9 protein-coding genes are annotated in these 13,891 nt (G+C 55.2%); all 9 read left to right on the forward strand.

The annotated features are described in order from the left end of the window. Positions 1–185 precede the first annotated feature (185 nt). Positions 186–1,520, forward strand: a complete 1,335-nt coding sequence (locus H7F31_RS08145; RefSeq protein WP_187103730.1) for a vWA domain-containing protein — start codon at positions 186–188, stop codon at positions 1,518–1,520. 283 nt (positions 1,521–1,803) lie between these two features. Further along, on the forward strand, positions 1,804–2,655 hold the full coding sequence (locus H7F31_RS08150) for a helix-turn-helix transcriptional regulator (RefSeq protein ID WP_187103731.1): 852 nt from the start codon (positions 1,804–1,806) through the stop codon (positions 2,653–2,655). A 62-nt stretch (positions 2,656–2,717) separates the two neighbouring features. Continuing rightward, on the forward strand, positions 2,718–4,514 hold the full coding sequence (locus H7F31_RS08155; RefSeq protein WP_187103732.1) for a cache domain-containing sensor histidine kinase: 1,797 nt from the start codon (positions 2,718–2,720) through the stop codon (positions 4,512–4,514). 3 nt (positions 4,515–4,517) lie between these two features. After that, the gene (locus H7F31_RS08160) at positions 4,518–6,155 is read left to right on the forward strand and encodes a response regulator (RefSeq protein ID WP_187105263.1); all 1,638 of its coding nucleotides are present in this window, start codon (positions 4,518–4,520) and stop codon (positions 6,153–6,155) included. A 124-nt stretch (positions 6,156–6,279) separates the two neighbouring features. Continuing rightward, the gene (locus tag H7F31_RS08165) at positions 6,280–7,893 is read left to right on the forward strand and encodes an extracellular solute-binding protein (protein WP_187103733.1); all 1,614 of its coding nucleotides are present in this window, start codon (positions 6,280–6,282) and stop codon (positions 7,891–7,893) included. A 39-nt stretch (positions 7,894–7,932) separates the two neighbouring features. Beyond that, positions 7,933–8,898: an ABC transporter permease gene (locus H7F31_RS08170; RefSeq protein ID WP_261800485.1), complete on the forward strand. Its 966-nt coding sequence runs from the start codon at positions 7,933–7,935 to the stop codon at positions 8,896–8,898. A 15-nt stretch (positions 8,899–8,913) separates the two neighbouring features. Beyond that, complete coding sequence (locus tag H7F31_RS08175; RefSeq protein ID WP_187103735.1) at positions 8,914–9,810, forward strand: carbohydrate ABC transporter permease; 897 nt, start codon at positions 8,914–8,916, stop codon at positions 9,808–9,810. Between the two features lie 208 nt (positions 9,811–10,018). Beyond that, positions 10,019–12,034: an alpha-L-arabinofuranosidase C-terminal domain-containing protein gene (locus tag H7F31_RS08180; RefSeq protein WP_187103736.1), complete on the forward strand. Its 2,016-nt coding sequence runs from the start codon at positions 10,019–10,021 to the stop codon at positions 12,032–12,034. A gap of 10 nt (positions 12,035–12,044) precedes the next feature. After that, a complete protein-coding gene (locus tag H7F31_RS08185) occupies positions 12,045–13,811 on the forward strand; it encodes a glycoside hydrolase family 2 protein (RefSeq protein WP_187103737.1) in 1,767 nt (588 codons plus the stop codon). Positions 13,812–13,891: the final 80 nt, after the last annotated feature.

The raw sequence follows: 13,891 nt of genomic DNA on the forward strand, positions 1-13,891 counted from the left end.
CACACGTTCTCGCGCTGCAGCGCTCAAGGTAGCCCTGACGGGCGTGGACGAGCAAATGTGTATGAAAAAGCGAGTACAATGGGGCGTAGACGGGGTGGGAAGTTTTGCGAATAATAGCCTGTCCTAGCAACATATGCCAATCCCTGGACGTTAGAGGAGTATATATACATAAGGGGGTTGTGGCAATGAAGAGGGCGTATTCGTCGAAGGGGTCAAAAAAGGGGCGGCAATCGCGGCTGCATGGACTGGCGGGAGTGCTGCTTGCGATGGTTATTGTCTTGAGCGCGTGTTCCGGCGCGGACAATAACGCGGGCAGCCGAAGCACGGAGGGCGCGTCAAACGCTGCGTCTGCCGAAAAGGGGAACAGCGGCAACGCTCCTCGCGAGGCTTTAGGGGAATCGGACAGGAGCCCCGCTTCTTCCGAGCCGAAAAAAGAAATAGTTGAACGCAACGGAGTTTACTCCAATCCGAAACAGAAGATTCAGGCTGGGCAGCTGACCGCGGGAGAGTGGGATGACTTGGCGGCATGGGAAGGCTTCAATAATCTGCTTAACAGCCAGGAGGGCGACAGCAGCAAGCGCTTCTGGGGTTTTTGGCAATTTCATCGGCTGGAGGTGATTGTCTCGGCTAACGGCAGAGCCGTATCCGATGCGGAGGTCGTCCTGCAATCCGACAACCAGGCGGTCTGGCAGGCGAGGACCAATACGGACGGCATCGCGTATGTCTATGCTGGGCTGTACGAGAAACGCGATCTGAAGACCAGCAATGCCTACAATGTTCAAGTCAGCTTCGGACAGGAACAGAAAGCGACGCAGGGGCTGGACATAACGCGACAAGGCAGCGTCAAGGTGGATTTGGGGTCTGGCGTGCCGGGAACGGAGCCGTCCGAGAAGGTTGATCTGATGTTCGTCGTCGATACGACGGGTTCGATGAAGGATGAGCTGGATTATTTGGAAGCTGAGCTTAAGGACGTCGTGGAACGGGTGGCGGACGAACATGCCAACCAACTGGGGATCAGAGTCAGCGCCAACTTTTACCGGGATGCAGGAGACGAATATATTACGAGGCCTTATCCGTTTACGACGAATATAAATGAGGTGACCGACCAGTTCAGCGAGCAGAATGCGAGAGGCGGAGGCGATTATCCGGAAGCCGTCGACCAGGCGCTCAGGGATGGTATTCATAAGCACGACTGGAGCGAGGAGGCCCGGGCGCGCTTGCTGTTTCTGGTGCTGGATGCTCCGCCGCACGAGGATACCCAAGTCATCGAAGAGGTGCACAGGCTTATCGAAGATGCTTCGGAGAAAGGCATTCGCATCATTCCGGTCGCTTCGAGCGGCGTAAATGCGGATACGGAGTATTTGCTGCGGTTCATGGCCGTTGCGACAGGAGGAACTTATCTGTTCCTGACCGATGACAGCGGGATCGGAGGCGATCATCTGGAGCCGGCGGCGGGCGAATACGAGGTTAAGCTGCTTAATGATTTATTAGTTGAAGTTATTAACCGTTATGTGAGTTGATTGTCGAGCGAGAGTCAGGTGCTCTGGGAACGAGATCGACTAGTTCGGGCAATCTATTATAATCAAGGCCAATGAAGAGGCACTTGCGGGTAAACGGCTGCGAAGGCGGCAATTCCAACGCAAGTGTCTTTTTCTCGATTCGGAAATATCATTATGTTAGGTTTACGAATCTAAAAATTCGTAATATTATAGGTTTCTATCCTATTTTAACCGTACTAATGGCGAAATAGAGAATGGTGATATTATTGTCATTTTGTTATATCGATGAAAGGTGGCGTCGGAGGTGCGGGAATACGATTACGAGTACGCGGACTTTATTTATTACACGCCGGGCGAGCTCGACAAGGCGGGCGGTCTATGGCCCGTTCGGGCGGGAAGATGTCTGGCTAAGCCCCATTATAAAGTCGGACCCAAAAGAATCGAGTGCTACAGTCTTCACTTCGTGAGGGAGGGCAGGCTTCGCCTGGAATATGAGCGCCGGCAGATCGAGCTGCGAAAGGGCGACGTCTTCTGTCTATTCCCGGAGCGTACGTACTTTTACGATATGCTTCCCGCGGATCGAGAGCTCGAGATGAGCTGGCTGGCCATGGACGGCGAGCGGGCAAAGCCGCTGCTTGCGCTGGCGGGGCTTACGGAGGAAAGGCCCTTCCGCGCGGAAGCTATAACTCCGCAAGGATCGGCTGCCGTTAACCGCGCGATTGAAGCGATGGAGCGGGTTCAAAGGTGGCACCCAGCCGCGGCGCTTGAACTGCAAGGCCTCTTGTGCGGGTTGTTGGCGTCCCTGATGCCCCGGGAGCAGGACCAACAGATCGAGCTGGCGGGCTGGATCCGCGAATGCGAAGAGTATATGGAGCTGCACGCTTCGGAAGGCATTACGGTTCAGCAGGTCGCGGATTTCGCGGGGGTGCACCGTTCGTATTTTACCCAGGTGTTTACGGCCCGGACGGGTATGCCGCCGATGAAGTACTTGCAGATGATCCGCATGGAGAAGGCCAGGCGGCTCTTGATCGATACCGATGCCACGGTGACGGAGATCGGTCTGTCGCTCGGCTATCCCAACCTGTATACGTTTACGAGGGCTTTCAAAATATATTTCAAGCAATCTCCTCTAACTTTAAGGAAAGCCCAAGCTTAGCAAATTCAACCGAAATCAAATTGTAAGCGATTGCATTACTCCGTGAAAAGGAGCTGTCCGCAATGAAGCTGTCCACTCTCAGGCGATGGATATCGCCCAGCTTAAGCATTCAAGGGAAAATATTTCTCGCGTTCAGTCTCGTCGCGCTGCTCACCATTCTCTCCATAACCGGCATCGTGTACGTCAACATGCGCGACACGATCAAGTCCAACGCGGTGACCTCGGTGTCGGACAGCATCCGCCAGGCGGACGAATCCCTGAACATCATGCTGGAGGAGATCGATCGGCTGAATATGGTCGTCGTCATCAACAAAAACACCGTCATCGATACGTTGATCAGCCCGTCGGTGGAGATCAGCCACGAATGGTTTCAGGAGCAGAAGCGAATCGAGGAATTTTTGTCGTCCTTAATCACCTACAAACCTTACATTTCCCGGATCGCCGTCGTCGGCTTGAACGGAAAGGTGTTTTTCTCCGGGGGACCATGGCTGGACAGTACGATCCTTGGAACGCCGACGATGGAATACATGCTCCGCAATGGATCGCGCCATGCGTATTTAAAGCAGACGGGCGTCGCGGAGACGATTACGGTGGGGCGCAAGATTCGCTACAACCGCGAAACGATCGGCGTGGTCATGGTCGATCTGCGTTACGATTTCATCCGGAAGACGTACGGCGTTAAGCCGACCGCCGACAGTATGCTGTACGTGCTGGACCAGCAAAACGGATTCGTGTACCGCCCCGACCAGACACCTTCGTTTGCTCCGTCCGACCAGAAGATTATAGATTTGAAGCGGGAATTCGCGGGTAATGGCGACGTTGCGGAGAAGGTGATCGACGGCCGGTCCTTTATCGTGGTCAGCCGGCAGTCCGACCATACAGGCTGGTCGACGCTGGCGCTTATCCCGCTGGACTCGCTGCTTAGCGAGTCGACCCAACTGCGGAACTTGATGCTGGAGGTATCGGTTATCGTCCTTATCGTCGTTCTAATCGGCTCCTTGCAGGTTTCGTCCCGCATCACGATCAATATTCGCCGATTGAAAGCCATGATGATGCTGGTCAAGGACGGCAATCTGACGTTTCCGAAAAAAGAGATTAAAACCAAAGATGAAGTGGGGCAACTGTACCATGTTTTCATCGGCATGGTGGAGGAGCTTAAGCGGCTGCTCGAAGGGATTCGCGTCAGCGAAAAAGAGAAGCGAGAGGCCGAGCTGACGGCGCTTCAGGCGCAAATCCGCCCTCATTTTCTATACAATTCGCTCAACACCATCAAATATTTGGCCAAGCTGAACGGGGCGCCCAATATCGAGGAGGTATCCGGCTCGCTGATCGATCTGATGAGGGGCGTACTGGGCAACTCGAATGAATATTTGACGGTGCGGGAGGAGCTGGACTACGTGAGAAGCTACATTTCCATCGTCAAATACAAATATATGGAGCCGATCGTCGTTCACGAGGAGATCGCGAACCCGTCCTTGCTGGATAGCCGGATGCTGAAGCTGACGCTTCAGCCGATCGTGGAGAACGCGATTCTGCATGGCATCGGTTCGCGGGAGCAGGGCGGCTTCGTGACGATCCGGGTGTACGAGGAGCATCGCGATCTCATGATCGAAGTGACGGACAACGGAAAAGGAATGACCTCGGAGCAGATGGAGCTGCTTCTGGGCGGGCAGGGGACGAAGACGGCGTCCTCCCGATTCAGCGGCATGGGCGTACGCAACGTGCACGAGAGAATCGTACGTTCGTTCGACGAACCATACGGAATTAAACTGTACAGCGAACCGGGCTTATATACAAAGGTCGAAATTCGGATTCCCAATCTGCGGAGCCCGGCGGGCTCCGAACAAGAGGTGAGCTAAATGATGTATCGGGTACTGTTGGTAGACGACGAGCCGCTTGTACGCAACGACCTTCGGTCCTTATTGGATTTCCGCGCGCATGGATTCGATATATGCGGCGAAGCCCAAAATGGAGAGACGGCGCTGGCTATGATTCAGCAATCCCCGCCTGATGTCGCCGTCATTGACGTCAACATGCCGGGGATGAACGGCGTGGACCTTAACCGTGTGATCAAGCAGCGTTATCCCGCTGTCCAGACCATTATGCTAAGCAGCTACGATGATTACGATTACGTCCGTGATTGTTTAAAGAACGGGTCGGTCGATTATTTGCTGAAGCATAGGCTAGACGGCGATACATTGCTCGCCCTGCTCGGGAAGGCGGTTCGCGAGAAGCGTGAGGTCGAAGCCGCAACAGCAACAAAGGACAGAGTCTACTCATCCGATCAATCCCCGCCATTCGACCCGGCAGCCGTCCGAGGCCACATCGCTGATTTGGTAAGAGGCAAAGCCGCAGCCGCAGCCGAGTTGGAAGCAATCGCAGGGCGGCATGGCATGTATGCGAAGGCGGCTTTGTACACGACGGCGGTACTGCAGATCGTCCCCTTCTTGCTGCTGACGGAATCCAATACCGACGTGCAGACGAACCGGATGGTCCAGCAAGCCGTCGATCTCATGCAGCAGAGTCTCGGCGATGTCCGTGAGCGTACGGCCGCTTACGTGGAGGAGGGGCGAATCATCGTTTTGTTCGCCTTCCGGGAGCGCAGCGAAAATGCAGCCGCAACCGAAGCGGCCAGAAGCATGAGCAAGCTCCGCCATGCGCTGGAGATGTATCTGAATTTGAAGTCGATCTATGCGGTCGGACACGTATGCGGCAGCCTGTCGCAGCTAGGGGCGAGCTACGCCTCCGCCGAGAAGGCCCTCGATGCGAGCGCCGCGTCCGCCAGCTTCGAGACGGGAAGCGGGAAGCGGGAACACCTCGTCGCGCTCACGATCGAGGAGCAGAAGCAACTGCTGCTCGCCATCGAGAGGCTGGACGGTCAAGGCACGCAGCGCCTGATCGTCTCCGTGTTCGAGCGGATCCGCTCGTTGCCGCTGCATTCGCATACGGCGCAGATGATCGTCAGCGAGCTGCTGCATATCGGCGACAAAGCGTTGAAAAAAGGGGGTCAGTCCCCGTCCGGAGCGGCGGAAGCGGATCGCTTGCCTTCGCGAAGCGAGTTGAACTGGCTCGGCAGCGTCGGCGAACTGGAAGAGTGGATGCAATCGTTCTATGGCGTCTTGCTGCGGCTGCTCAAGGAGCGCCATGCGACGGGCACTTATTCCCGCCATGTGTCGCAGGCGATCGGCTTCATTTTGGAAAAGTATTCGGGCAGCGTGACGCTGGAGCTGGCCGCGGGTGCCATTGGCCTGAACGCATCCTATCTGAGTCGGATCTTTAAGGACGAGACGCAGTCCACGTTTTCCGAATACTTGAATCGCGTGCGGGTCGACGCGGCGCGAAGGCTGCTGGAGAGCGGTCAATATTCCATTAAGCAGATCAGCGATCAAGCGGGTTTTTCCACGCATAATTATTTTTTCAAGGTGTTTAAGGAGGCGACGGGCATGACGCCGCAGGCGTATTGCAACAGTCTCGGAGGCGGATCTGGAACGAAGCCGTAAAATATGTGGAGTAAATAGTCATATATGTGTAATTTGCCGTCATTGGCGGTGACTTATAATGGGGAAACACCGACGGCAAACGCTTACAATGATCGGTGAATCGATATACTGGAGGTTTATGTACATGCGCAAACAATGGGGGAAATACGCGCTTGCGACGATGATCGTCACCGGGTTGATCGCATCAGGCTGCAGCAACGGGAACAGCGGCGACAACGGCAACGGCGGCAATGGAGGCAACGGAGGCAATCCGGGGAGCGCCAATGGGTCGAATTCATCTGAAAGCGCCGTGAAGACGGACGGGTTCCCGATCGTCGAAACGCCGATCACGCTGAAGATGTTCACTCGCGTCGCGCCTGTAAACGGGCCTTTCAAAGATATGCCTGTATTCCAGGATTACGAGAAGCTGAGCAATATCAAAGTAGAGTTCATCGAGACGCCGACAGACGGCTTCGCGGAGAAGAAGAACCTGCTGTTCGCATCCAACGAGCTGCCGGACGCCATATTCCGCTCCGGGCTGTCGCAGCTCGAGTCGATCCGCTACGGAACGGCGGGACAACTGATTCCTCTGGAAGGCTTGATCGAGGAATATGCCCCTAATCTCAAGAGCCTCATGGAGCAATATCCGGAGATCCGCGCGGGCATCACGACGCCGGAGGGTCATATCTATGCGATTCCGGGTATCGTAACGCTCGGCTCCGCGCGGACGGACAAACGGTGGATCAACCAGTCGTGGCTGGATAAGCTGGGCCTGGATGTGCCGACAACGACGGATGATCTGTACAACGTGCTGGTAGCCTTTCGAGACAGCGATATGAACGGCAACGGGCAAGCGGACGAAATTCCGATTACCGCACGCGTAGGGATGCCAATCGTCAACCATATGGCGGGAGCATTCGGACTGGATTCGCAGCTCGGCTACAACATCAACCTCGAAGACGATAAGGTGAATATTTGGAGCGGCAACGAACGTCACAAGGAATTGCTTATGTATTTGAACAAGCTGTATAAGGAGAAGCTGATCGACCAGGAAATTTTCTCCCATACGGAAGCACAATTTCTAGCCAAGCAAGGAACGGGCAATACAGGGTATTTCTTCGACCAGACGAACAACAACTTCCTCTCGATCCAGGATCAATATGTGGGCATCGCGCCGCCGGAAGGTCCGCACGGCGACCGTCTGCATAGCCAGATTGGGCCGGTGCCGCGCGATTATGGCGCGTTCGCCATCACGTCGGTCAACAAACATCCGGAAGCGACGATGCGCTGGATCGACTACTTCTACAGCGACGAAGGCTCCACGCTGCTGCGCTTCGGCCGGGAAGGCGAGCATTACGAGTTGAGAGACGGCATCCCGTACTACACAGAAGAGTTTCTAGCCGTTTCGACAGACCAAGCGAAGATCACGCCTTATGCAGGTGGAGGCGCGCCTCATATCATCAGCGACAAGGTGGCATCATTCATTAACCCGCCTCAAGTGCAGGAAGCATTCGAAGCCTTGGAGCCTTATCTGCCGGCTATCCGTTACGCTCCGCCGATGTTCGACGAGGCAACGGCTCAACAGGTTAATATTCTCCGCAACGACATCGACAAATATATCGAAGAACAAAGCACGAAGTTCATCGTTGGGGCGCTCAGCTTCGACAAGTGGAGTGAATTCCAATCCACGCTTGAGAAAATGAACGTTGCCCAGCTTGAGAAGCTTTACCAGGAAGCCTATGACAAGATGGACAAATAGACCTGCTGCTAGAAGAAGGAGGGGTTGCCCATGAACAGCATGATGGAAAGCGCAGGGGCCGCCCCTGCACCCGCCCCTACACCTGACCGCAACAAGAAAGGCACGGGGCTGCTCAAAAAAATGGCGAAGCGGTACGACCTATACCTCATGCTGCTGCTGCCGGTCGCCTTCTATTTGATCTTCCATTACGGGCCGCTGTACGGTCTGCAAATCGCTTTTAAAAACTTCAATCCGGCCAAAGGCATTATGGACAGTCCATGGGTAGGTTTTATCCATTTCGAACGGTTCTTCGACTCGTATTACTTTTGGCGGCTGCTGTGGAATACGTTATCCATCAACCTGTTGTCCTTACTGATTGCTTTCCCGATTCCGATTCTGCTGGCGTTGATCGTTAACGAGATTCGGAGCCGGAAGTTCAGCAAGCTTCTGCAAAATATAACGTATATTCCGCATTTCATCTCCGTGGTCGTCATTGTAGGCATTCTGCAAGCGCTGCTTTCGCCTTCGGCGGGTCCGATCAACCAACTGATCGAGCTGTTCGGCGGAACGCCGATTCGTTTCATGGAGAGCGCCGGCTGGTTCAAGCCCGTCTACATCGGCTCGAACATCTGGCAGAGCATGGGATGGCAGTCCATTATCTACATCGCCGCCCTCAGCGGGGTAAACCCCCAGCTATACGAGGCGGCCAAGATGGACGGCGCCTCGCGGCTCCGCCGCATCTGGCATGTGTCGCTGCCGGGCATTATTCCGGTCATCGTCATTTTGCTTATCCTCGATGTCGGCCATTTCATGAACGTCGGCTTCGAGAAAATTTTGCTTATGCAAAACAATCTGAACCTTGAATCCAGCGACGTCATCTCCACGTTCGTCTACACGACGGGCATCTTGAAGGGCGAATACAGCTATACGGCGGCGATCGGTCTGTTTAACTCGGTCATCAACCTCATCCTACTGCTGTTGGTCAACAGGTTCGCTCGCAAGACGTCGGAGACGAGCTTATGGTAAAGGAGGGAATCGCTTATGGAAAAGGTACAAGCGAAGTCAAAACCGTCGGATGAAAAGCTGTTCGACATCATTTTGTATGTCATAGCAGCGGTCATTATGGTCATTGTTTTGTATCCGCTTCTGTTCACGGTCAGCGCTTCGTTTAGCGACCCGTCCAAGGTGCTGAACGGACAAGTATGGCTGCTGCCGAAAGGAGCCAACATCGAGGCGTACGCCAACATCTTGAAAAACGACAAGATCTGGAGCGGCTACGGCAACTCGATTCTATATACCGTCGTCGGCACCATCATTAACATCGTGCTGACGACCCTCGCGGCATACCCGTTGTCGAGACCCGATCTGCCCCTGCGTAACGGCATTATGGTTCTGATTACGCTGACGATGTTTTTCGGCGGCGGACTTATCCCGGTTTATTTGCTGGTCCGGGATCTTGGCATGGTCGACACGATGTGGGCGCTGATCGTGCCGGGCGCTATCGCCACTTACAATCTGATCGTCATGCGGACATACTTCCAATCCAGCATCCCTTGGGAGCTGCAGGAGGCGGCCCATATGGACGGTTGCAGCAATTGGAGATTGCTCGTAAGCATTATTCTGCCGCTGTCGAAGCCCATCCTGGCCGTTATGGTGTTGTTCTACGCGGTCGGCCACTGGAATTCGTTCTTTAACGCGCTGATTTATATCCGCGACGAGGCCAAATATCCGTTGCAGCTTGTGCTCCGCGAAATTTTGCTGATCAGCCAATCGGCCCAAATCGACGGCGGCAGCGTCGGTCTGGAGAAACAAATTCTGCTCGCGGAAAGCATTAAATTCGCAGTCATCATCGTGTCCAGCCTGCCTGTGCTGATCATGTATCCCTTCGTGCAGAAACATTTTGTCAAAGGCGTTATGATCGGCTCCATCAAAGGATAAAAGGTTGTTCAAAAAGTCCGCTTTTGATCACGAAGTATGCCAAGAAGCCTACTCGACATCGAAAATGGAACGCAAGCGAAACTTCCGGTGCTCACGTAGCTTCAACTACGCTCCGCTCCTCAGTTTCTACTTGCATTCCATCTTCTCGGTGCTGAAAACCGAACTTTTTGAACCCGCATTATAATTAACGTTTCAATGGAGGTCCGTTGTGAATAAAAATGCAAAAATAACAGTCGATTGCGGCGGAGCAAGCGAACATGCCGTCAACCCGTACCTGTTCGGGCACTTTGTCGAGGACATCCGCGATCATATGGAAGCGATGCTGGCCTTCCCGCTCAAGGATATGGATTTCGAGAGCGAATCCGAAACGAAACGGGAAATTTCCGGAAGCTGGTATGCCTATACGAACGGCCGAGGCACCAAATACGCGCTGGAGGCGCCCGCACCCAAGCATTCGGGGCGCGCGCAGCGCATCCGCGCGATGAGCGACGACGAAGCGTATGCCGGCATCGCGCAGAAGGCGGCTCTCAAGGGACCTGCGGATTACACGGTTAAGGTCGTCGCACGGGCATCCGTCGAATTAAAAGAGCTTATCGTGGAAGCGGCGGACCGTCGCACAGGGGAAACGCTGGGTCGGGTGTCTATTGCCTTAACCAGCCATAACTGGCGGGAATACGAAACGAGCCTGTCCGTCTCCCGCGCCTGCGCCGATGCCGAGCTTCGCGTCTATATTCCGGCGGAGCATCCAAGGTGGAAGGATCACGTGTCGACCGGCATGCTGTGGCTCGACCACGTGTCCCTGCTTGCAGCGGACAGCATTGGCATGGTGAAGCGCGAGGTCATCGACATGACGAGGGATTTAAACGCCGGGATGATGAGGCTCTCAGGCAACTACATCAGCGCGTACCACTGGGAGCACGGCATTGGTCCCGTTCTGGAGCGGCCGGTTATGTACAACGAAGCATGGGGCGGTTGGACGAGCAAATATTTCGGCACGGACGAATTTATCGCCTTTTGCCGGGAGCTGGGCGTCGAGCCTCTCATCTCCGTCAATGACGGATCCGGGACGCCGCAGGAAGCGGCGGAATGGATTCAATATTGCAACGGCGACGCCGATACGCCGATGGGCGCCCTGCGCACCGCGAACGGCCATCCTGAGCCGTATGACGTCAAGTATTGGGAAATCGGCAACGAGGTGTGGGGACAATGGCAAGTGGGGACCTGCACAGCCGAGGAGTTCGCCGAGCGCACCGTATCGTTCGCCGAAGCGATGAAGGCGGCCGATCCGTCGATCGTGCTTCTCGCCTGCGGCCATTACAAGCAGGAGTGGAACAAGCCGGTGCTTGAGCAGGCAGGCGAGCTGATCGATTATCTGACCTTGCACATCTACCACGGATATGGACCGTTCGGCATGGATCGCGACACGCCTGCGGAGGACCGGTATAAGGCGATCGCCGCCTTCCCCGAATTCACCCGTCATTACGTGGAGGAGACGACGAAGAGCATCAAGGCGAATCCAAAGCATGCCCATGTCAAAATCGCCGTTACGGAATACAACACGATGTATTACCCCAACACCATTCGCAAGGGACTGCCGAACGAACATACGCTGGGGGCGGCGGTGGCCAACGCGGCCAACCTGAACGAAATGCTGCGCGGAAGCGACATGGTGCATATCGGCAGCTTCTCCGACCTGGTTAACGGCTGGCTAGGGGGCTGCATCCGGGTAGGCGATTATTATGCCGACCAATATTGCGGCAAGCAGTCCGGCTGGAGCGGTAGACCGCTTGACGTATACGGGACGCCGACTTACGAGGTCTTGAAGCTGTATGCGAACCGCGGATTGCGTCGTATGCTTCCCGTGCGGACGGAAAGCGACACGTTTGCCGTGCCGGCCTTAAAGAAAACGCCGATCGCGCTGGACGCGCTGCCGGAGCTGGATGTCGCGGCAGGCGTGAGCGGAGCGGGCGATACGGTTACGGTATTTATCGTGAACCGCGGACTGGAAGAAGTAAATGCCGTGCTGGAACTGGCTGCTTTCGACGCGGCAGAAGAGACGGTGCTGTACGAAATTACCGGCGATAGCTATGACGCCATCAACAGCGTCTTCGAGCCGGAGAACATTTTGTGCCGCGACAGGGTCGTTCCTGCGGCGGAGTGGCAACGCGGCGTTCCGCTGCGGCCGTCCTCCGTCTATGCGGCAGTATTCCAAACGAAAGTGTAGGAGGCGCGCCATGACGACGAAATCGTATATAAAAGACTATCCAAGACCTCAACTCGTGCGCGGCGATTGGCTTAACCTTAACGGCGAGTGGGACTTCCGCTTCGACGACGCCAACGTTGGCGAGAAGGAGAAGTGGCAGGGGACGTTCGAGGCAACTCATCGGATTACCGTGCCGTTTACTTACGAAACCAAGGCGAGCGGCATCGGGATCGAGACCTTTCATCCTCAGGTTTGGTATAGCAGGATGATCGCCGTTCCGGCGGAGGCGGCGGGGAAACGGGCGATTCTGCATTTCCAGGCCGTGGACTACGAAGCGAAAGTATGGGTGAACGGCGAACTGGCCGGCGGTCATCAGGGCGGCTACGCGGCTTTCTCGATCGATATGACGCCATATTTGGCGTTCGGCGCCGACAACCGGATTACGGTCAAGGTAACGGACAGCGACAGCTGCTACCAGCCCAGGGGCAAGCAGCGATGGACTCCGGACAACTTCGAATGTTTTTACGTTCAGACCACGGGCATTTGGCAGACCGTATGGATGGAGTATGTGGAGGAGCAGCGGCTGGACGCGGTCAAAATAACGCCGGATCTCGATCGTCATATCGTACGGTTCGATTACGAGGTTAACGGTGTTGCGGCAGGCGGCGACGATCTGCTGCTGGAAGCGATCGTCACGTTTAAGGGCCGGCCCGTCAAGCGGGTCGCGCTGGGAATCGACCGTCCCTGTCTCTCCGTGGAGGTCGATCTTAACCACGAGGCGAACGGACCGTGGAAGCGGGCGTATTGGACGCCCGCCCGTCCGAACTTGTACGACGTGGAGTTCGTCCTGACATCGGGAGGACGGGTCGTCGACCGGGCGCTCTCATATTTCGGCATGCGCAAGATTTCAATCGAAAACGGCAAGGTGCTGCTTAATAATACGCCGATCTATCAACGTCTTATTTTGGACCAAGGTTATTGGACGGACAGCCATCTGACGCCGCCAAACGAAGAATCGTTGATCGAGGACATCGACCTGATCATGGAGATGGGCTACAACGGCGTGCGCAAGCATATGAAGATCGAGGATGCCCGTTTCCTGTATTGGTGCGACGTGAAGGGACTTCTTGTCTGGTCGGAGATGGCGGCGACCTTCGAATTTCACGATCGAGCGGTAAATGCGTTTACGAAGGAATGGCTCGAGATCGTCAAGCAGCAGCATAATCATCCCAGCATCATTACGTGGGTACCGTTTAACGAGTCGTGGGGCATCGGAAATGTTCTTCGCGACGAGAGGCAGCAGAAGTTTACAGAGGGCATCTACCATCTCACCAAGTCGTTCGATCCCCATCGTCCCGTCATCGTAAACGACGGCTGGGAGCATACCGTCTCGGATATCGTGACGCTGCACGATTATGTCGCGACCGGCGATGGTTTTCTGCAGCGTTATCGGGACAACAAGGACGCAATCGTGTCGGGCGAGACGACCTGCAACCAATGGAAGTATGCTCTCGCCAAAGGTTACAGCTACCGGGGACAGCCTATTATCATCAGCGAATTCGGCGGCATCGCGTTCCAGTCGGATAAGGGCTGGGGCTACGGAGAGCAGGTAGCGTCAGTGGAAGCGTTTATGGAGCGATTTAAAGGGCTAACGCAAGCGATCAAGTCCGTCGATTATATTTGCGGATATTGTTATACGCAGGTGACCGACGTGCAGCAGGAAATTAACGGATTGCTAACGGAGGACCGCAAGCCAAAAGTGCCGCTGGAGCAAATTCGGGCGATCAATCTTGGCTAACATCCGAAAATAAGCGTACTATTGCCGAACGAACCATAAGATTGGGCCCCCTTCCCTCTGATAAGATCATCTTGCAGGGA

The organism is Paenibacillus sp. PAMC21692, from assembly GCF_014303795.1.
Lineage (GTDB): Bacteria > Bacillota > Bacilli > Paenibacillales > Paenibacillaceae > Pristimantibacillus > Pristimantibacillus agaridevorans.